The sequence below is a fragment of the Enterobacter sp. BNK-8 genome (assembly GCF_048685095.1).
Classification (GTDB): Bacteria; Pseudomonadota; Gammaproteobacteria; order Enterobacterales; family Enterobacteriaceae; genus Enterobacter; species Enterobacter quasiroggenkampii.
The window spans coordinates 1180277-1201613 of record NZ_JBLQTN010000001.1 but is presented as its reverse complement, the minus strand read 5'-3'; the positions used below and the strand labels follow the sequence as shown (position 1 = coordinate 1201613).

Sequence of the window (21337 nt, the reverse complement as noted above, 5' to 3'; positions counted from 1 at the left end):
GGTCAAAAAAGGAACCAAAAAGGATGCTTTTTACCCTTAAGAAATACATTGGAGGGATGATGCTTCCCCTTCCGCTGCTGCTCATCATCATCGCGCTGGGGCTGGCGCTGGTGTGGTTCAGTCGCTTTCAGAAGAGTGGCAAAACGCTTATCACGCTCGGCTGGCTGGTCTTGCTGCTGTTGAGCCTGCAACCGGTCGCGGATGGCCTGTTACGCCCCATCGAGAACAGGTACCCAACATGGCAGGGAAATCAGAAAGTGTCGTACATCGTGGTGCTGGGCGGTGGATATACCTGGGATCCTGACTGGGCTCCGAGCTCAAACCTGATCAACAACAGCCTGCCACGGCTGAACGAAGGTATTCGCCTGTGGCTGGCGAATCCGGGATCAAAAATGATCTTCACCGGCGCGGCGGCGAAAACGAACCCGGTGAGTACGGCTGAAGCGGGCGCCAGGGTCGCGGAATCTCTCGGCGTGCCGCGTTCCTCAATCATCACGCTGGACAGCCCGAAAGACACCGAAGAAGAGGCTGCTGCAGTGAAGCAGGCGATTGGCGATGCCCCGTTCCTGCTGGTGACCTCCGCCTCGCACCTGCCGCGCGCGATGATTTTCTTTGAGAAGCAAGGCCTGCACCCGCTTCCCGCACCGGCAAACCAGATGGCCATCGACGCACCGCTCAACCCGTGGGAACGGGCGATCCCCTCCCCGGTGTGGCTGATGCATAGCGACCGCGTCGGCTACGAGACGCTCGGACGCCTCTGGCAGTGGCTGAAAGGATCCTCAGGCGAGCCAGGGCAAGAGTGATTTTGTTGCCAGATCGAAGTTTGCGCGATTGAATCGTCCGGTGTTCACCAGCTGCGCGACTTCGTCCCAGAGCAGGTAGAGCCAACGTCGCCAGAGAAACGCTTCCGCAACGGGGGCGCGTTGGAGGTAATGCCACAGTAAGCCTTCCGCCGCCCCGCTGTCGCTGAGCCTGAACAACTCATATTCGCGCGGTGCCCAGAGCATGATGCCCGGCCCCACCATTGCCAGAAGCTGATCGCTGCGGGCGTCTTTGAGCATGCTGCGCAGGGTAAAATTGCCGTGGATCAGCACGCAGTTGTCATTAAAACCGTCGAACAAGGCCGGTAAGCACTCCCGGGTGCGAAACAGGATACGTTTGTCCTGCATGGTTAAACCGGTATTGTTGAACTGGTTAAGCGTTCCCCACAGCACTTCAACCCGCTGGCGGTACCACAGCGGCCAGAGGTTTTCCTGGGTGCTGTCAACCGGTCCGACAAGCCCACGGCTATCCTGACGGTGCCAGGCCAGCAGCGCCTCGACAATCTGGTCTTTCAGCTGCTCCCAGCGTTCCGGCGTTCGCGCGGGCGCTTCAACGGGCACACCGCGTAAACGTTCAATCAGCAGTACGTCCGGGCCGGGGTGTTCCTCATGGGTCATCACGCCATACACCGTCGGCATACGCACGGTTCCCTCCCGCGCCAGCATCGACATTTTCCATGCAAGCTGCCTGGCAACGCCGGGTGACGTGAAACTTCTTGCCATTAGCGGCATTGGGTTACCCTGACTGTCGTAAAGCGACCAGAGCGCGGTATCGGCTTTTTCACTCACGCATTCGACCCGGCTTAACTTTTCACCCAGCAGATGGCTAAGTTCGGCACGCAGCTGTTCCATATGAGATTACCCCCATTAAGACTACTGCTTTTATAATGAGCGTCCTTAATGAAGATGTCACCCGGAAGAGATCAATCAGGAAAAAGAAAGTGAAAAATAAAGCGGAGAGTGCATCCCTCCCTGCGGAGAGATGCCGGTAAGATTAACGCAATTCGGCGCGAACGCGCTCAAGATCTTCAGGGGTGTCTACGCCCGTGCCGGGGACTTCCTCAGCAACGGCAACGTGAATTTTCTCGCCGTACCAGAGCACGCGAAGCTGCTCCAGCATTTCGATATGCTCCAGCGGGCTCGGCGCCCAGGCCACATAGCGGCGAATAAAGCCAGCGCGATAACCGTAGATCCCAATATGACGCAGGAAGGTATCACCGATGGTCTCTTTAGAGAGCGCAAAGCGATCGCGATCCCACGGGATCGTGGCGCGGGAGAAATAGAGCGCATAGCCTTCCGCATCCATGACGACCTTCACCGCATTCGGGTTAAACGCTTCTTCTGCATGATGAATGGGTACCGCCAGCGTCGCCATTCCGACCTGACGCTGCGCCAGGTTTTCGGCCACCTGACGGATAATGACCGCGGGGATCATCGGCTCGTCACCCTGCACGTTTACGATGACCGTATCATCACTGAAACCGCATTTCTCAACCACTTCCGCCAGACGTTCGGTGCCGGACTGGTGATCGGCGCGAGTCATGCACACCTCTCCGCCTGCGGCCTCAACCGCACGAGCGACATCCGGATGGTCGGTGGCAACAATCACGCGGTCAGCACCCGATTCACGCGCGCGCTCGAGGACATGCACAATCATCGGCTTGCCGTTAATATCCACCAGCGGTTTACCCGGCAGACGCGTTGAGGCATAACGCGCAGGAATAATGACGACAAAACTCATGGCTTGCTCTCTTCTGCCACCAGGGAACGGGCTTCATTTTCCAGCAATACCGGAATACCGTCACGCAGCGGGAAAGCCAGACTGTCCAGCTTGCAAATGAGCTCTTGTTTGTCCTGGCTGTAGTAAAGTTTGCCGTTGCATACCGGGCAGGCAATAATTTCAAGTAAACGGTGATCCATAGTTCCTCCGTATGGGTAATCGCTAAAGCTTAACACATTCCCTTTTCAGGACGTGCCTGTTTCCCAGCCACTTCGACAGGATGTAAACAATCCATCAGGTACCCGGCCCAGCGTCACGTCGTCGGCCCCCTGCCAACGCGCGAATTCACTAATGGCGGACGTTAATCCTTTTTCCAGGCTCGCCGTCACCCTGACGCCCTCTTGCAGATAAAGCGCAATGATTTCAAGCGTGCCGGTCTTGCGGTGCATTTTGGCATCCATGCGCCCGACCAGCTGTCCTTTATGCAGCAGCGGTAAAACAAAGTAGCCATACTGGCGCTTTGGGGCCGGGGTATAACATTCCAGCCGGTAGCTAAAATCAAAGAGCTGCTCGGCGCGTTTTCTGTCCCAGACGACCGGGTCGAACGGCGACAATACCGCGCTGTGGGTTGCCTGAAGTTTCCCCTCCAGAGCCTGAGGCAATAACGGAAGGAGATCCGCATGCAGCCACATTTCGCCCAGCGTTTCCACGGTAACGGGAATAACGCGCTGCTCGTGTTGCCACATGTCCAGCAGCGGTTTCAGCACGGGCTGGCGCAGGCGATAATAATCTGCCAGCCACTGCGCGCGAAAAATCCCCAGACTGCGGGCGCTGTTCTCCAGCATAATGGCCTCGGCCGCCTCCTGGGTAAGCAGGTCGCGCTCGTCGTCCCAGTGCGGCATCACGCGATGCGTCAGATCGTAGACGCGCTGAAAGTTACGCCGCTCAATCACCATGACTTTCCCAGAGGTAAATAACCCTTCGAGATGACGTTTGTGCGGCTTCCACTCCCACCAGCCGCTTGCCCCCTTGCGCGGGTGTTCAAAATCGGCAGAGCGTACAGGACCGTTTTCCTGAATATGCGCGATGAGCTGCTCTATTTCAGCCGCATGTTCCTGCATCCAGGCCTGTCGGTATTTCCAGCCCATCTTTTCCGGCGCAAGCATACGGTGACGCACCAGGGCAAAATCGCTGCGAGGAAGGAAGCAGGCTTCATGCGCCCAATACTCCATCAACTCCCCCTTGCTGAGCGCCTCATCCAGCCACTGGGAAGGATAACTCCCCAGGCGGCTAAACAGCACCAGGTAAGGGCTGCGGGCCACAATATTAATGGTGTCGATCTGGAGGAGCGACATGCGCTGTACGGTAGAGAGGATATCGGCAGGCTGCGCGCGGCGGCGGGGCTTTTTGAGCAGCCCCTGCGCGGCCAGGTGGAGATTACGTGCGGCTGAAAGCGAGAGTTGCGGTAGAGACATGCGTTTTCCTGTCAGTCAAAGCGCCACCAGAACCGCGTAAGCCTTTAGTGCACCAACGCAATCAGTTCCTTGAGCAAATGTTCCGGCTGCTCACCGCTGAGTTCGGCGTCAACCGGCAGATACCACCAGTTATCTTTCGCAAAGGCGCGGCATTTCACCGCATCTTTTTCGGTCATGATCAGCGACTGCCCGGGTGCGGTCAGGGCGTCTACCTGCCCTTCCACCAGCGCCTGATGGTCGGCCAGCGGAACGCGTTTTTCCAGCCGGGCACCACACTGTTCCAGCGTCGCGAAGAAGCGCGGCGGATGACCAATGCCCGCCATCGCTACCAGTGAAGGCAACTCTGAAACCGACCGGCGTTCCCCCGTCACCAGGTTGATCGCCAGGCCCGGCTGCAGGTGCATCGGGATTTCACCCGTTTTCGCCTCACCCCCGTTCACGATCACCGCATCCACAGACTTCAGACGTGAAGCGCGTTCGCGCATGGGCCCGGCAGGTAACCACCAGCCGTTACCAAAACGGCGAACGCCGTCGATGATCACAATCTCTTTATCACGCGCCAGGGCGTAATGCTGCAGACCATCGTCAGTGATGATGATTTGTACCGCGTGTTCGGCAAGCAGTGCCTGTACGGCATCGCTGCGCACCGGGGAAACCGCGACCGGTACGCCGGTACGCTGGAAAATCAATACCGGTTCATCACCCGCTTCAGCCGTCGTGGTTTCCGCCGTCAGCAACAGCGGGTAATGCGCCGCTTGACCACCATATCCGCGCGATACCACGCCCGGGCGTATACCGCGTTTTTGTAACTGCTCTACCAGCCAGATCACCACCGGCGTTTTGCCGTTGCCGCCCGCCGTAAGATTACCGACAACCACAACCGGCACCGGCGCGCGCCAGGCCCGCTTCACCCCCAGACGATAAAGCAGGCGGATGATGCCGCTCACCAGGCCGTAGAGCCAGGAGAGCGGCAAAAGCAGCAGCCACAGCGGGGATTCACCGGACCAGATGCGTGCAATCATTCGCCGAACTGCATCTTATGAAGCTGAGCGTAAACGCCGCGGTGTTCCAGCAGGTCAGCATGGCTTCCACGCTCAACAATGATACCGTCCTCAACCACGACGATTTCATCAGCCTGCTCGATAGTCGACAGACGGTGCGCAATCACCAGCGAGGTACGGTTCTTTTGCAGCTCATCCAGCGCGGACTGAATCGCGCGTTCAGATTCCGTATCCAGCGCAGAGGTCGCTTCGTCCAGGATCAGGATCGGGCTGTCGCGCAACAGCGCACGGGCAATGGCGATACGCTGACGCTGCCCACCGGAGAGCAGTACGCCGTTCTCACCGATGATGGTATCCAGACCGTTATCCATCTTGTTGATAAAGTCCATCGCGTAAGCCATACGCGCGGCGTTCTCAATCTGCTCGCGGCTGTACTCTTCAGTACGCGCATAGGCAATATTGTTTGCCACGGTATCGTTGAACAGGTGCACGTTCTGAGAGACCAGCGCTACCTGATTACGCAGCGACTGCAGGGTATACTCCCGCAGGTCGTGGCCGTCTAACAGAATTTCACCTTCGTCAATGTCGTAGAAACGGGTGATCAGGCTGGCAATGGTCGATTTCCCCGAGCCAGAACGGCCTACCAGCGCAACGGTTTTCCCCGCCGGAATGGTCAGGTTGATATTGCGCAGAGCCGGTGTTTCGCGGCCAGGATAGGTAAAGGTCACATTGCGGAACTCAACGTCGCCGTTCGCGCGCTCAATGACGCGTTTACCTTCATCTTTTTCCTGTTCGGAATCCAGAATGCTGAACAGGGTCTGGCAGGCGGCCATCCCACGCTGGAACTGGGCGTTTACGTTCGTCAGTGACTTCAGCGGACGCATCAGGGCAATCATTGAGGAAAAGACCACGGTAATGGTACCCGCCGTCAGCGTCTCCATGACGCTCGGGAAGCTTGCTGCATACAGGACGAACGCCAGTGCCAGCGAAGCAATCAGCTGAATAATCGGGTCAGAGATGGAAGAGGCCGAGACCATTTTCATCCCCTGCAGACGCATTTTGTTGCTGACTTTATCAAAGCGTTTGGTTTCGACGTCCTGACCACCAAAAATCAGCACTTCTTTATGCCCTTTCAGCATCTGCTCTGCGCTGGTGGTCACCTGCCCCATCGTGTTCTGCATATTCTTACTGATATTGCGGAAGCGCTTTGACACGACGCGGATAGCAATGGAAACCACCGGTGCCAGAACGATAAGGATAAGCGACAGCTGCCAGCTGTAGTAGAACATCATCACGAACAGACCGATGATCGACGCGCCCTCGCGCACAACGGTAATCAGCGCGCTGGAAGAGGAAGAAGCAACCTGCTCGGAGTCGTAGGTAATACGCGACAGCAGCGTCCCGGTTGACTGCTTGTCAAAGAACGCAACCGGCATGCCCATCATGTGACTGAACAGTCGACGGCGCATGGTCATCACCACTTTCCCGGATACCCAGGAAATGCAGTAGCTTGAGATATAGCTGGTGATACCGCGTAAGATCATCAGTCCGATAACCACCAGAGGCATCCATAGCAGCACTGAGCGATCCGTTTTACCAAAACCGTCATCCAGTAACGGTTTAAGAAGCGATAGCATAAAAGTATCGCTGGCTGCGTTGAGGATTAACGCTACACCCGCCACGATCAAGCCTGCTTTAAAAGGGGCAATCATCGGCCAGAGTCGGCGGAACGTTTGCCACGTGGAGAGATCTTTGTCGTTATGCATTCAAAAAACCAGCATTGTTGAAATAGCCGCATATTCTACCCGTTATCGACGGGCGCGCCAAACCACTGATGATACCAACGTGGTAAAATTTGCTCTCGCAAGCGCCGGATTTGCCAGTGATGTTGCGAGAATGTCACCGATATTTGTCCTGAATGAGGGGTATCGTGCCAGATATACCCCTCTTTTCGATAGCGTCGGACAACTTTTGCTGACGGGAAATGCCATGCGTTATAGCGGGCCGCGGAATCCAGGGCAATCTGTCCTCCCACCCGCTGTACCAGCGGCAATGAAGACGAGGTATTGCTGCCATGATGGGGCACCTGTATCAGCGTGGACGTCATATAACGCCAGTAATGGCTAAGCATAGCCTGTTCCGCTTGCGCTTCAATATCTCCTGTTAACAGAACACTTTGCTCCCCGTCGTCCACCTTTACCACGCAGGAACGGTTATTCCCCTGGGCCGGGTAATTTTCAGGGGGCCAGTGGACGGTGAAGGTTAACCCCTGCCATTCCCATTTCTGCCCACGAAAACAGGGATGGTGTCCCGTCCTGCGCAACGGGCTTCTTATCCATATATCCGGCCATGCTTTTTGCAACGAAATGAGGCCTCCTGCATGGTCGAGGTGTTCATGACTGAGAATCACCCCGTCTGGCCGCAGGTGATGCCAGCGAAGCCAGGGAATAATTAACCGCTGCGCGCTGTCTCCGTCCGGCCAGGCGAGCCCGGTATCATAAAGAATGGCTTTTCCCTGCCTTTCAATGACCATGGCCAGCCCCTGCCCCACATCCAGCATATGCAGCGTCCAGCTCTCGCTTTTTGCCTCTCGCCAGAGAGGAAACGTCAGTAAGACGCTGCCTGCAAGACAAACGGCAGGAACAGTTTTCCAGGCACGAAAACGCCAGGCAATGATGATCAACCACGGCAGTAATGCCATAGTTTGCCAGCGTTGATCGACATTCTGCCAGCCATCAGGCAGGCGCATCAGTAGCCAGAAGAGTCCCGCAAGCGACTTATCGGCAGCAAACCAGATGGCACTTTCAACCGCTGCCAGCGGTAGCAGATGGAGCAGCATACCGAGCAGGATCAGCGGGACGGAGACAAACGTTACCAGGGGCACGGCAAAGAGATTCGCGACCAGGGATGAGAGGCTGAAGCCATGGAAAATCAGAACCTGTAACGGCATGAGCAGAAGCAACATGCCGACCTGCAGATAAATCAGGTTCACTAGCGGCTGTATACGTCTTGCCCACTGCCAGTCAGGAAGCGGCAGCCACTGAAACCAAAATATCAGCGCGGCGACGGCAAAGGCTGACAAAGCCAGACTCTGCGAAAGTACGGCTAACGGATCGTTTAACAGTATCGCCGCGATACAGCACCCCCATACCTGCCAGGGCGACCATTGACGGCCAGCGATCCGCAACATGGCAAGCACAGCAAGTGCGATGACCGTCCGCAGCGCAGGCGGTTGCAGGCCGGTAAGCCAGGCGTAGAAAGCAGCAAAGATTAACCCGGCAAGGAGAGGCATTTGCCAGTGGACCCGATGGCTGGGTAATAAAAACTGGAGTCCACGTGCAAGTAACCAGACGAGAGAGGCTGCCAGTGCGATATGCAGACCCGAAATCGCCATCAAATGCAGCGTGCCGGTTTCCCGCATCAGATCTTTTATTTCCCGCGGTACATCCAGGCGTTCCCCCATCCCAAGGCCCAGGATAACCGCTCCCCATGGATAAGCAGAAAGTCGGTTTTCCAGCGACAGCAGATATTGCGCTCGCAGGCTGCAGCGCCCGTCGACGAGTTCCGCACGGGTGAAGCGCCCGCTCAACGTTTGATGTCGGGCAAAAGCGCTGCGCTGAGCATCATAACCGCCGTCGTTCAGTTCGCCGTGTGCAGGCCTGAGCCTGAGCGTCATGGTCCAGCGCTGACCGGCACAGGCTTTCTGCGGCAGATAATTGCCATACAGCGTTACGCCGGTGGAGGCCCACCAGCGCTTGCCATCGACGCTGCGAATGTTTCCCTGATGCAAAGTGGCGCCGTCGGTCGCGGTGAGCTCTACCTCAGCCTGCACGGCCCCCGTTGTTAAATGCTGCATCGGCCAGACGCTCTCTTGCGCGGCCAGAATGCCCCACGCACAAAATAACAGCGTGATACCAGCATACTTCACTCGACGGTTTTGCCATGCAGCAAGCACTATCCCGCCAGCCACCATGACCCACACGGCGTAAGGTGACGGCAATTCAGGTAACCAGAGTAACGGAACTATCGCCAGCATGGCGCAGACACTAAGCGCGGGAATTCCCATTGCTACCTCCCTGTTTCAGGGTGGCAGTATGCAAGCAGGTTGAGCGGGTCGTCAGGTGTGAAGGATGCGATTTACAGCAAGCGCAGCAAGGTATTTTACGGGTTGCAGAAAACGAAACGGAAAATGCGGGGCACCTTCAGAAAGAAAGCGACGGGTACAAAAAAAGCACCCGCAGGTGCTTTCTTTCGAACCCAGTTTAACCGGCTGGCTAAACTCAGTTGCCGTAAATATTGGCGCGATCGCGCAGTTCTTTACCCGGCTTAAAGTGTGGAACGTACTTACCTTCCAGCTCGACTTTATCGCCAGTTTTCGGGTTACGCCCGGTACGTGGAGCACGATAGTGCAGAGAAAAACTACCGAAACCGCGGATTTCAATGCGCTCGCCCTGGGCAAGAGTGGAGGCCATATGCTCCAGCATCTCTTTTACGGCATCTTCCACTGCTTTGGCAGGGATATGCGGTTGCTGACTGGCAAGTCTTTCAATCAATTCTGACTTGGTCATGATTCCTCCGGTTCCTTTCAAACCAATTAGCTGAACAGCTCATTAAACAAGGGCGGCCGTAGCCGCCCTTTGTTATTGATTACAGGACGAATCCTGTAATCTGTCAAGTTTGCTCCTCATCCTTCACGCTGTAAATGCATTACAGCGCACATGATGCTGAGAACCTGATATTACTCGCCTTTAGCTGCTTTGAAAGCTTCAGCCATTGCGTTGTTAGAGAAGTTTGCATCTTCCTGTTTGTTAACAGTTGCGATTGCATCTTTCTCATCAGCTTCGTCTTTAGCACGAACAGACAGGCTGATTGCACGGTTCTTACGGTCAACACCGGTGAACTTAGCTTCAACGTCGTCGCCTACGTTCAGAACCAGAGTGGCATCTTCAACGCGGTCACGGGAAGCTTCAGAAGCGCGCAGGTAACCTTCAACGCCGTCAGCCAGTTCTACGGTTGCGCCTTTAGCGTCAACTGCAGTCACTTTACCGTTTACGATTGCGCCTTTCTTGTTCAGTGCAACCCAGTTGTTGAACGGATCTTCTGCGAGCTGTTTAACGCCCAGGGAGATACGCTCACGCTCTGCGTCAACCTGCAGAACAACTGCAGCGATTTCGTCGCCTTTTTTGTATTCACGAACTGCTTCTTCGCCTGCAACGTTCCAGGAGATGTCAGACAGGTGAACCAAGCCATCGATGCCGCCGTCCAGGCCGATGAAGATACCGAAGTCAGTGATAGACTTGATTTTACCTTCAACACGGTCACCCTTGTTGTGGGTTTCCGCGAACTGCTGCCATGGGTTGTTTTTGCACTGCTTCAGGCCCAGGGAGATACGACGACGTTCTTCGTCGATATCCAGAACCATCACTTCCACTACATCACCAACGTTAACAACTTTGGATGGGTGGATGTTTTTGTTGGTCCAGTCCATTTCGGAAACGTGCACCAGACCTTCAACGCCTTCTTCGATTTCAACGAAGCAGCCGTAGTCAGTCAGGTTGGTTACGCGACCAGTCAGTTTAGTACCTTCTGGGTAACGCTTAGCGATAGCTACCCATGGATCTTCGCCCAGCTGTTTCAGGCCGAGGGATACACGAGTACGCTCGCGGTCGAACTTCAGCACTTTAACAGTGATTTCGTCGCCCACGTTCACGATTTCGCTTGGGTGCTTAACGCGTTTCCACGCCATGTCGGTGATGTGCAGCAGGCCATCAACGCCGCCCAGGTCAACGAATGCGCCGTAGTCAGTGAGGTTCTTAACGATACCTTTGACTTCCATGCCTTCCTGCAGGTTTTCCAGCAGCTGATCGCGTTCTGCGCTGTTTTCGGATTCGATAACGGCACGACGGGAAACAACAACGTTGTTACGCTTCTGGTCCAGCTTGATTACTTTGAACTCAAGCTCTTTACCTTCCAGGTGCAGGGTGTCACGAACTGGACGAACGTCTACCAGAGAACCTGGCAGGAACGCACGAATACCATTCAGCTCAACAGTGAAGCCACCTTTAACTTTGCCGTTGATAACACCGACCACAGTTTCAGCTTCTTCGTAAGCTTTTTCCAGCGTGATCCATGCTTCGTGACGTTTCGCTTTCTCACGAGAAAGCAGGGTTTCACCGAAGCCGTCTTCTACTGCGTCCAGAGCAACGTCAACTTCGTCGCCAACCTGGATTTCCAGCTCGCCCTGGGCGTTTTTGAACTGCTCTGCCGGAATGGCGGACTCAGATTTCAGACCGGCGTCAACCAGTACTACGTCTTTGTCGATAGCAACAACAACACCGCGAACGATGGAACCCGGGCGGGTTTCGATTTCTTTTAAGGATTCTTCAAACAGTTGAGCAAAAGATTCAGTCATGTTTAATCTTCAGGTTAATATTAACGTCCACCTGGCTCCGTGCCGGATGGGGTTGTTTCACATACCCGCCGTCAATCCCTTGCAGCGGGGGTACTGCTAAATCGGTCGCGATTACGCGAGTGCCAGTTTTTGGCGCGCATATTGTAGCGCTTTTTCAATCACTTGCTCAATAGTTAAACTGGTTGAATCCAGAACTAATGCATCTTCTGCTGGAACAAGTGGGGCGACGGCGCGGTTACGATCGCGGTCATCGCGCTCTTTTATCTCGGATAAAAGGCGATCAAAGTTAACACTAAACCCCTTTTCCTGCAACTGAAGCATGCGGCGTTGAGCACGTTCTTCCGAAGAGGCGTCAAGGAAAATTTTCACAGGTGCATCAGGGAATACCACGGTTCCCATATCGCGTCCGTCTGCGATCAAGCCCGGTGCTTCACGAAACGCGCGCTGACGACGTAACAATGCCTCACGAACGCGCGGGAAGGCTGCTACCTGGGAGGCCGCATTCGCCACTTCCTGAGTACGAATTTCCCCGCTCACGTCTTCCCCTTCAAGGATGACTTCCAGGTTGCCATCGGTCGACACGAAACGCACATCAAGATGTGCAGCCAGCGGAACCAGCGCTTCTTCAGACGCCACGTCCACATGATGATGCAGCGCAGCCAGAGCCAGCACGCGATAGATTGCTCCCGAATCTAAAAGATGCCATTGCAATGCTTCCGCCATCGCTTTGCACAGAGTCCCTTTCCCTGCGCCACTCGGCCCATCAATGGTGATTACCGGGGCAATTGCCGTCATCTTTTTCTCCTTAAATAAGGCATACCGTTTACATGAACGCCGCGCATTATACGCGTCAACGTGCGCAACTGTTACCTTTGCGTGCAAATTACGGATTGATTGAAGCAGAGTGTAGAAGAAATGAACGGATGTGTTCGTCAGGAAGCGTAAGGAAATGCCGCATCGGGTGATGCGGCAGGCGTTATCAGGCCAGCGTGCTAATGCGTGCCAGCTGTTCGAAGTAGTCCGGGAACGTTTTCGCCGTACATTTTGGATCAAGAATGGTGACAGGCGTGTCTGACAACGCCACCAGCGAGAAGCACATCGCCATACGGTGATCGTTGTAGGTTCCGATCTCGGCAACCTGCAGTTTTGCAGGAGGCGTGACGCGAATGTAGTCTTCGCCCTCTTCCACCTCAGCGCCGACCTTACGCAGCTCAGTCGCCATCGCGAACAGTCGGTCGGTTTCTTTTACGCGCCAGTTGTAGATATTACGCAGCGTGGTGGTGCCTTTTGCAAACAGCGCCGCTGTGGCAATGGTCATCGCCGCATCCGGAATATGGTTCATGTCCATGTCGATGGCCTTCAGCTCGCCGCGGGTACAGGAGATGAAGTCATCGCCCCAGGTCACAACCGCGCCCATTTTCTCCAGCACGTCCGCAAAACGGATATCGCCCTGCACGCTGTTGCGGCCAATACCAGTCACCTTCACGGTACCGCCTTTGATGGCGCCCGCCGCCAGGAAGTAAGAAGCCGACGAGGCGTCGCCTTCAACAAGATAGCTGCCCGGCGACTGGTACTGCTGCGCCCCACGTACTACGAAGCGCTGATAAGACTGGTTTTCCACCTCGACGCCGAAGGTTTTCATCAGGTGCAGCGTGATATCGATATACGGTTTGGAGACCAGCTCGCCTTTAATCGTAATTACCGTATCCTGCGGTGCCAGCGGCGCGGTCATCAGCAGCGCGGTCAGGAACTGGCTGGAAACGCTGCCGTCAACCTCGACGTGACCGCCGGTAAAGCCCCCGCGCAGACGCAGTGGCGGATAATTTTCCTGCTCCAGATACTCAATCTGCGCGCCGCCCTGACGCAGGGCATCCACCAGATGACCAATCGGACGCTCTTTCATGCGCGGCTCACCGGTCAGCACAATGTTGTTGCGCCCAAGACACAGAGCCGCCGCCAGCGGACGCATCGCGGTACCCGCGTTGCCCAGAAACAGCTCAAGCTCTTCACCCGTCTGCAGCGCGCCGCCGTTGCCGGTCACTTCGCAGCGGGTGCGATCGTCGGAGAGAGTGTAATGAACGCCCAACGCTTTCAGCGCATTGAGCATATGGCGCACGTCATCGCTGTCCAGCAGGTTTGTAAGGACGGTGGTGCCGTTTGCCAGTGCTGCCAGCAGCAGAGCGCGGTTCGAGACACTTTTTGAACCAGGCAGATTAATGGTGCCATCTACCCGCGCGATAGGTTGTAACGTCAGGGATTCCATGAAAACTTAACTCTCAACTCAACATAATAAAAACCCCGCAGCAGGGCTACGGGGGTGAAAACAGCGCAATTAACCGTGGCGACGTTCGAAGTCGATCATGAAATCGGTCAGAGCTTTAACGCCTTCCAGCGGCATCGCGTTATAGATGGAGGCACGCATGCCGCCCACGACACGGTGACCTTTGAGCGCGTGCAAGCCTGCCGCGAAGGACTCTTCCAGGAACACTTTATCCAGGTTGCTGTCCGCCAGCTGGAACGGCACGTTCATGCGGGAACGGTTAGCTTTCGCCACATCGTTGCGGTAGAAATCGCTCTTGTCGATCACGCCATACAGCAGTTCGGCTTTCTGCTGATTCACTTTGTCCATCTGCGCCACGCCGCCGTTTTGCTTCAGCCATTTGAAGACCAGGCCGGAGAGGTACCAGGCAAACGTCGGTGGGGTGTTGAACATAGAATCGTTGTCGTTCAGCACGGTGTAATCAAGAATCGACGGGCAGGATGTATGCGCTTTACCCAGCAGATCTTCACGCACGATAACAATCGTCAGGCCTGCAGGGCCGATATTTTTCTGTGCGCCCGCGTAGATCACGCCATAACGGCTGACGTCAATTGGCGCAGACAGAATGGTGGAGGAGAAGTCAGCGGCAACCACGACATCGCTGCCGAAGTTTGGCGTCTCGTCGATGGCAATGCCGTCAATGGTTTCGTTCGGGCAGTAGTGCAGATACGCGGCGTTATCAGAAAGCTGCCACTCGCTCATTGGCTTCACGGCGCGCAGGCCGTCAACAGTCACTTTGGCGTCGATCACATTCGGCGTGCAGTATTTGTGCGCTTCTTTCACCGCACTGGCCGCCCAGTAGCCTGCGTCAACGTAGTCTGCCGTCGTTTTATCGCCCAGGATGTTCAGCGGTACGCCCGCAAACTGGCCGCGCCCGCCGCCGTGACAGAACAATACTTTGTAGTTCGAGGGAATATTCAGCAGATCGCGAAAATCCTTTTCTGCCTCTTCCGCCACCTGAATAAACTCTTTACCCCGGTGGCTGATTTCCATCACCGACGTTCCCAGACCGTTCCAGTCACAAAGTTCCTGTTGAGCCTGTTTAAGCACGTCTGCCGGTAACATTGCCGGACCTGAACTGAAATTAAAGACTTGAGCCATTTCCCCTCACCACGCTAAAAGCCATAAGTTATAACTGTGGATATCGGTTTTATCATTCAGTGACACGCGCCGCAATGTCTAAAACTTATGACCCGTGAAATGTGCCCCACGTCACACAAAACAATCTGCCGCCTCGCCAGGACAAAACCGACAAAATGGCTGTCAGGTGATGCGTTTAGCCCGGCTAACCTTCGTCCATTCCGGATTTGCACAGCGGGGGCATAATTGACGATCCCCCGGCTGCATCGCGACGACATGGCTACATCTCACGCAGGCGTACTCGCCTGACTCAGGTACGGTTCTGAAACGCTCGATCAGCATATCCGGCAGGATGCACAGTCCCGGCCTCACCTCATCGTCAGAATAGTAATAGACGCTAATCTGCCCGTTGGTTTCCATGATCGCCAGACGCACCTGCCCGAGCTGTTCCACGCTGTTGAGGCGTAGCTCCATAAAGAACTCAAACTCGGTCATATTGGCGCTCTGAACGTTTTCCCAGGCCAACTGACCGTCCTCGACGATAACGACCGGCTTCCCTTCAAGCAGATCTTCCAGCTTTTCACTTTTCGACATCAGCCACATGACAAGCCGGTAAAGCAGCGCCAGGGAGACAAAAACGATGAAGACCGGCACCATCGGCACATCATCATAGAAGGCGACATCCCCCGCCGCGGAACCCAGCGTCAGGATAATCAATACTTCAAAGAGCGACATCTGCCTTACGCCACGGCGGCCCGTGATTTTGAGAAACAGGAACACGAGGACGAAGGTATACAGGCTGCGAAGCGCGACTTCGCCTAAAAACTCTGGAGGGACTTTATCAAACGCCATCCGCTGGAGATCAAACGCTTTCATTTTTCTATGCCTTAACAGTAGGTTACTGACTGTAAGCATAGCTCAGGCATTTATTTTCGCCGAAGATAGCACCCGTCACGCAAAACCCGTATCATTGCGCGCTTTACGTACGATAAAAGTGAACGCCATGACTCAAACGTTTATCCCCGGCAAAGACGCCGCTCTGGAAGATTCCATCGCTCGCTTCCAGCAGAAACTGACCGACCTGGGTTTTAACATCGAAGAAGCCTCCTGGCTCAATCCGGTGCCTCATGTCTGGTCCGTTCATATTCGCGATAAAGACTGTGCCCTGTGCTTTACCAACGGTAAAGGCGCGACGAAAAAAGCGGCACTGGCCTCCGCGCTGGGTGAGTATTTTGAGCGTCTGTCCACCAACTATTTCTTCGCTGACTTCTGGCTGGGCGAAACCATCGCCAACGGCCCGTTCGTTCACTATCCGAACGAAAAATGGTTCCCACTGACGGAAGACGACGAACTGCCGGAAGGTATTCTCGACGCGCGTCTGCGTGCTTTCTACGATCCGGAAAACGAACTGACCGCCAGCATGCTGATCGATCTGCAGTCCGGAAACGACGATCGCGGTATTTGCGCCCTGCCCTTTACCCGTCAGTCTGACGAGCAGACCGTCTATATCCCGATGAACATCGTCGGCAACCTGTATGTGTCTAACGGCATGTCCGCCGGTAACACCCGCAATGAAGCGCGCGTGCAGGGTCTGTCTGAAGTCTTCGAGCGTCACATCAAAAACCGCATTATTGCCGAATCCATCAGCCTGCCTGAAATTCCGGCAGACGTGCTGGCGCGCTACCCGGGCGTGGTGGAATCCATCGCCAAACTGGAAGCAGAAGGTTTCCCAATCTTCGCGTATGACGGCTCGCTGGGCGGCAAGTATCCGGTGATCTGCGTCGTGCTGTTTAACCCGACCAACGGTACCTGCTTCGCCTCCTTCGGCGCGCACCCGGACTTCGGCGTGGCGCTGGAGCGTACCGTCACTGAGCTGCTGCAGGGCCGTAGCCTGAAAGATCTCGACGTGTTTACGCCGCCAACGTTTGACGATGAAGAAGTGGCCGAGCATACCAACCTCGAAACCCACTTCATCGATTCCAGCGGCTTAATTTCCTGGGATATGTTCAAGCAGGACGCGGACTATCCGTTCGTGGACTGGAGCTTCGCCGGTACCACGGAAGAAGAGTTCGCCACGCTGATGGCGATCTTCAACGCGGAAGACCAGGAAGTGTACATTGCCGATTACGAGCACCTGGGCGTTTACGCGTGCCGCATCATCGTGCCTGGCATGTCTGATATCTATCCAGCGGAAGACCTGTGGCTGGCAAACAACAGCATGGGCGCCCATCTGCGCGAAACGCTGCTGGCTCTGCCGGGCAGTGAATGGGAGAAAGAAGATTACCTGAACCTGATCGCCCAACTGGACGAAGAAGGCCACGATGACTTCACCCGCGTACGCGAACTCCTGGGTCTGGCGACCGGTAAAGATAACGGCTGGTATACCCTGCGTATCGGTGAACTGAAAGCAATGCTGGCTCTGGCGGGTGGCGATCTGGATCAGGCCCTGGCCTGGACCGAGTGGACCATGGAGTTCAACCAGTCGGTCTTCTCTGCCGAGCGCACCAATTATTACCGTTGCCTGCAAACCCTGCTGCTGCTTGCACAGGAAGAGGATCGCGAACCGCTGCAATACCTGAATGCTTTCGTGCGTATGTACGGGGCTGAGGCCGTTGAAGCAGCCAGCGCGGCCCTGAGCGGCGAAGCGCCGTTCTATGGCCTGCAGGCTGTTGATAGCGATCTGAAAGCCTTCCCGGCGCATCAGTCACTGCTGAAGGCCTACGAAAAGCTGCAGAAAGCAAAAGCTGCTTACTGGTCAAAATAAGCGCATATAACATTACCAGCAGTAGGCGTATTCAATCGTCTGGGCTATATTACGGGGCAATTTCATTGCCCCGTTTTTTATTTTCTTCGGCAATGATTGTTGATTGTAATAATAAAGTTAAACACGGGTAAATATAATAATATTGATCTGGGCTTTACTGTTACTTTTTATGGTTAATACTCCATATTAATTAACTGATAAAGAGGTGGCTGAACGAAAAAATTCAACTCTTTTCATAACTTTTAAAATTTATTTTTATACGGATAATCAAACACTTACTCCGCATTTGCTGTAAATCCATACACGCTGCGGGCCTATAAGCCAGGCGAGATATGATCTATATCAATTTCTCTTCTATAATGCTTTGTTAGTATCTCGTCGTCGACTTAATAAAGAGAGAGTTAGTGTGAAAGCTGACAACCCTTTTGATCTTTTACTCCCTGCTGCGATGGCCAAAGTTGCCGAAGAAGCAGGTGTCTATAAAGCAACGAAACACCCGATGAAGACGTTCTATCTGGCGATCACGGCTGGTGTGTTCATCTCTATCGCTTTCGTCTTCTACATCACCGCCACCACCGGTACTGCCGGAATGCCTTTCGGCATGGCCAAACTGATTGGCGGCATTTGTTTCTCACTGGGTCTGATTCTTTGCGTCATTTGCGGCGCCGACCTCTTCACCTCAACGGTGCTGATTGTCGTGGCAAAGGCCAGCGGAAGAATTACCTGGGGTCAGCTGGCACGTAACTGGCTTAATGTTTACGTGGGTAACCTGGTTGGCTGTCTGCTCTTTGTTTTGTTGATGTGGCTTTCTGGCGAGTACATGACCGCCAACGGTGGCTGGGGCCTTAACGTCCTGCAAACCGCCGACCACAAAATGCACCACACATTTATCGAAGCCGTTGCTCTCGGCATCCTCGCTAACCTGATGGTCTGCCTGGCTGTATGGATGAGCTACTCGGGTCGTAGCCTGATGGACAAAGCCTTAATTATGGTTCTGCCGGTTGCGATGTTTGTTGCCAGCGGCTTTGAGCACAGTATCGCGAATATGTTCATGATCCCAATGGGCATTGTTATCCGCGACTTTGCGAGCCCGGAGTTCTGGACCGCAGTTGGTTCATCCCCGGAAAGTTTCTCTCACCTGACTATTATGAATTTCATTACTGATAACCTGATCCCTGTCACTATCGGGAACATTATCGGTGGGGGTCTGTTAGTTGGGTTGACATACTGGGTCATTTACCTGCGTGGCGACGATCATCATTGATGGTTTTCTCAGGCAGTAAATAAAAAATCCACTTAAGAAGGTAGGTGTTACATGTCCGAGCTTAATGAAAAGTTAGCCACAGCCTGGGAAGGTTTTGCGAAAGGTGACTGGCAGAATGAGGTAAACGTACGTGACTTCATTCAGAAAAACTATACCCCGTATGAAGGTGACGAATCCTTCCTGGCTGGCGCAACTGACGCGACCACCAAGCTGTGGGACAGCGTAATGGAAGGCGTTAAACTGGAAAACCGCACTCACGCGCCAGTTGATTTTGACACCTCCGTTGCTTCCACCATCACTTCTCACGATGCTGGCTATATCAACAAAGCCCTTGAGAAAATCGTTGGTCTGCAGACTGAAGCACCACTGAAACGCGCAATCATCCCGTTCGGTGGTATTAAAATGGTTGAAGGTTCCTGCAAAGCGTATAACCGCGAGCTGGACCCAATGCTGAAAAAAATCTTCACCGAATACCGCAAAACCCACAACCAGGGCGTATTCGATGTTTACACCAAAGACATTCTGAACTGCCGTAAATCTGGCGTTCTGACTGGTCTGCCAGATGCGTATGGCCGTGGTCGTATCATCGGTGACTACCGTCGCGTTGCGCTGTACGGTATCGACTTCCTGATGAAAGACAAGTACGCGCAGTTTGTTTCCCTGCAGTCCGATCTGGAAAACGGCGTAAACCTGGAAGCGACTATCCGTCTGCGTGAAGAGATCGCTGAACAGCACCGCGCGCTGGGTCAGATCAAAGAGATGGCGGCTAAATACGGCTGCGATATCTCTGGTCCTGCTACCAACGCTCAGGAAGCTATCCAGTGGACCTACTTCGGCTACCTGGCCGCAGTTAAGTCTCAGAACGGTGCTGCGATGTCCTTCGGTCGCGTATCCACCTTCCTGGATGCTTACATCGAACGTGACCTGAAAGCAGGCAAAATCACCGAGCAAGACGCTCAGGAAATGATTGACCACCTGGTCATGAAACTGCGTATGGTTCGCTTCCTGCGTACGCCTGAATACGATGAGCTGTTCTCCGGTGACCCAATCTGGGCAACTGAATCCATCGGCGGTATGGGCGTTGACGGCCGTACTCTGGTGACCAAAAACAGCTTCCGCTTCCTGAACACCCTGTACACCATGGGTCCTTCTCCGGAGCCGAACATCACCGTTCTGTGGTCTGAAAAACTGCCTCTGAACTTCAAGAAATTCGCCGCTAAAGTGTCCATCGACACCTCTTCTCTGCAGTACGAGAACGATGACCTGATGCGTCCGGACTTCAACAACGACGATTACGCTATCGCTTGCTGCGTAAGCCCAATGGTTGTTGGTAAACAAATGCAGTTCTTCGGTGCGCGTGCAAACCTGGCGAAAACCATGCTGTACGCTATCAACGGCGGCGTTGATGAAAAACTGAAAATGCAGGTTGGTCCTAAGTCTGAGCCGATCAAAGGCGACGTTCTGAACTTCGACGAAGTGATGGACCGCATGGATCACTTCATGGACTGGCTGGCGAAACAGTACGTCACTGCGCTGAACGTTATCCACTACATGCACGACAAGTACAGCTACGAAGCTTCTCTGATGGCGCTGCACGACCGTGACGTTATCCGCACCATGGCGTGTGGTATCGCAGGTCTGTCCGTTGCTGCTGACTCCCTGTCTGCAATCAAATATGCGAAAGTTAAACCAATTCGTGACGAAGACGGTCTGGCTATCGACTTCGAAATCGAAGGCGAATATCCGCAGTTTGGTAACAACGATTCTCGCGTTGATGACATGGCGGTTGACCTGGTAGAACGTTTCATGAAGAAAATTCAGAAACTGACTACCTACCGTAACGCTATCCCGACTCAGTCTGTTCTGACCATCACCTCTAACGTTGTGTATGGTAAGAAAACCGGTAACACCCCAGACGGTCGTCGTGCTGGCGCGCCATTCGGCCCAGGTGCGAACCCAATGCACGGTCGTGACCAGAAAGGTGCGGTTGCCTCTCTGACTTCCGTTGCTAAACTGCCGTTTGCTTACGCGAAAGATGGTATCTCTTACACCTTCTCTATCGTGCCAAACGCGCTGGGTAAAGACGACGAAGTGCGTAAAACTAACCTCGCGGGTCTGATGGATGGTTACTTCCACCACGAAGCGTCCATCGAAGGTGGTCAGCACCTGAACGTGAACGTCATGAACCGTGAAATGCTGCTCGACGCGATGGAACATCCTGAGAAATATCCTCAGCTGACCATCCGCGTATCTGGCTACGCAGTACGTTTTAACTCCCTGACTAAAGAACAGCAGCAGGACGTTATCACCCGTACTTTCACTCAGTCCATGTAAGTGGAATTGACTGAAATCACGCGTTAACAAGCGTACAATAAAGGCTCCACGTCAGTGGGGCCTTTTTAGCACCCTCTCCACCTCAGTCTCTTTTGTCCGCTATCTATACTGAATGGATAACAGCCAAAACAGACTTAACACAGCCG

At 54.4% G+C, this 21337-nt stretch carries 17 protein-coding genes; 4 read left to right on the top strand and 13 right to left on the bottom strand.

Annotation, left to right across the window (positions count from 1 at the left end; genetic code table 11):
- Nucleotides 1-23 precede the first annotated feature (23 nt).
- Nucleotides 24-803 (top strand): envelope biogenesis factor ElyC, encoded by a 780-nt coding sequence (gene elyC, locus ACMGGU_RS05720; protein ID WP_048027210.1) that lies wholly within the window; start codon nucleotides 24-26, stop codon nucleotides 801-803.
- On the opposite strand, the gene ACMGGU_RS05715 is transcribed toward elyC, so the two are convergent.
- From ACMGGU_RS05715 to ACMGGU_RS05655, 13 genes are all read right to left on the bottom strand, one after another.
- Complete coding sequence (locus ACMGGU_RS05715; protein ID WP_045908382.1) at nucleotides 780-1673, bottom strand: YcbJ family phosphotransferase; 894 nt, start codon at nucleotides 1671-1673, stop codon at nucleotides 780-782. The two genes, elyC and ACMGGU_RS05715, sit on opposite strands and share 24 nt — an antisense overlap.
- A 142-nt stretch (nucleotides 1674-1815) precedes the next feature.
- On the bottom strand, nucleotides 1816-2562 hold the full coding sequence (gene kdsB / locus ACMGGU_RS05710; protein WP_008499959.1) for a 3-deoxy-manno-octulosonate cytidylyltransferase: 747 nt from the start codon (nucleotides 2560-2562) through the stop codon (nucleotides 1816-1818).
- Nucleotides 2559-2741: a protein YcaR gene (gene ycaR / locus ACMGGU_RS05705; RefSeq protein WP_006174474.1), complete on the bottom strand. Its 183-nt coding sequence runs from the start codon at nucleotides 2739-2741 to the stop codon at nucleotides 2559-2561. Before ycaR ends, kdsB begins: the two co-directional genes overlap by 4 nt.
- Before the next feature lie 45 nt (nucleotides 2742-2786).
- Entirely contained in the window at nucleotides 2787-4016 is a 1230-nt protein-coding gene (locus ACMGGU_RS05700) for a winged helix-turn-helix domain-containing protein (protein ID WP_069719502.1), read from the bottom strand.
- Nucleotides 4017-4060: 44 nt separating this feature from the next.
- Entirely contained in the window at nucleotides 4061-5038 is a 978-nt protein-coding gene (gene lpxK / locus ACMGGU_RS05695) for a tetraacyldisaccharide 4'-kinase (protein ID WP_420300322.1), read from the bottom strand.
- Nucleotides 5035-6783 carry a lipid A ABC transporter ATP-binding protein/permease MsbA gene (msbA, locus tag ACMGGU_RS05690; RefSeq protein ID WP_045908385.1) on the bottom strand — a complete coding sequence of 583 codons (1749 nt, stop codon included), beginning with the start codon at nucleotides 6781-6783 and terminating at the stop codon, nucleotides 5035-5037. The genes lpxK and msbA overlap by 4 nt, the downstream gene beginning before the upstream one ends.
- 35 nt (nucleotides 6784-6818) lie before the next feature.
- Complete coding sequence (locus ACMGGU_RS05685) at nucleotides 6819-9083, bottom strand: ComEC family protein (RefSeq protein ID WP_395299932.1); 2265 nt, start codon at nucleotides 9081-9083, stop codon at nucleotides 6819-6821.
- A 214-nt stretch (nucleotides 9084-9297) separates the two neighbouring features.
- Complete coding sequence (gene ihfB, locus ACMGGU_RS05680; RefSeq protein ID WP_008499965.1) at nucleotides 9298-9585, bottom strand: integration host factor subunit beta; 288 nt, start codon at nucleotides 9583-9585, stop codon at nucleotides 9298-9300.
- A 170-nt stretch (nucleotides 9586-9755) separates the two neighbouring features.
- The gene (gene rpsA, locus ACMGGU_RS05675) at nucleotides 9756-11429 is read right to left on the bottom strand and encodes a 30S ribosomal protein S1 (RefSeq protein WP_008499966.1); all 1674 of its coding nucleotides are present in this window, start codon (nucleotides 11427-11429) and stop codon (nucleotides 9756-9758) included.
- A 111-nt stretch (nucleotides 11430-11540) separates the two neighbouring features.
- Nucleotides 11541-12224, bottom strand: coding sequence for a (d)CMP kinase (gene cmk / locus ACMGGU_RS05670; protein ID WP_024907794.1), 684 nt, complete (start codon nucleotides 12222-12224; stop codon nucleotides 11541-11543).
- A gap of 184 nt (nucleotides 12225-12408) precedes the next feature.
- Nucleotides 12409-13692 carry a 3-phosphoshikimate 1-carboxyvinyltransferase gene (aroA, locus tag ACMGGU_RS05665; protein WP_045908387.1) on the bottom strand — a complete coding sequence of 428 codons (1284 nt, stop codon included), beginning with the start codon at nucleotides 13690-13692 and terminating at the stop codon, nucleotides 12409-12411.
- 69 nt (nucleotides 13693-13761) lie between these two features.
- A complete protein-coding gene (gene serC / locus ACMGGU_RS05660; RefSeq protein WP_045908388.1) occupies nucleotides 13762-14850 on the bottom strand; it encodes a 3-phosphoserine/phosphohydroxythreonine transaminase in 1089 nt (362 codons plus the stop codon).
- Between the two features lie 162 nt (nucleotides 14851-15012).
- Nucleotides 15013-15705: a DUF421 domain-containing protein gene (locus tag ACMGGU_RS05655; protein WP_045908389.1), complete on the bottom strand. Its 693-nt coding sequence runs from the start codon at nucleotides 15703-15705 to the stop codon at nucleotides 15013-15015.
- 127 nt (nucleotides 15706-15832) lie between these two features.
- Here ACMGGU_RS05655 and ycaO point away from each other — a divergent pair, with 127 nt between their 5' ends.
- The 3 genes from ycaO to pflB all read left to right on the top strand — a co-directional run bounded on the left by ycaO (nucleotide 15833) and on the right by pflB (nucleotide 21191).
- Nucleotides 15833-17593, top strand: coding sequence for a 30S ribosomal protein S12 methylthiotransferase accessory factor YcaO (gene ycaO, locus ACMGGU_RS05650; protein WP_045417297.1), 1761 nt, complete (start codon nucleotides 15833-15835; stop codon nucleotides 17591-17593).
- Between the two features lie 406 nt (nucleotides 17594-17999).
- Entirely contained in the window at nucleotides 18000-18857 is an 858-nt protein-coding gene (gene focA / locus ACMGGU_RS05645; protein WP_008499974.1) for a formate transporter FocA, read from the top strand.
- A gap of 51 nt (nucleotides 18858-18908) precedes the next feature.
- Complete coding sequence (gene pflB, locus ACMGGU_RS05640) at nucleotides 18909-21191, top strand: formate C-acetyltransferase (protein WP_023310992.1); 2283 nt, start codon at nucleotides 18909-18911, stop codon at nucleotides 21189-21191.
- Nucleotides 21192-21337: the final 146 nt, after the last annotated feature.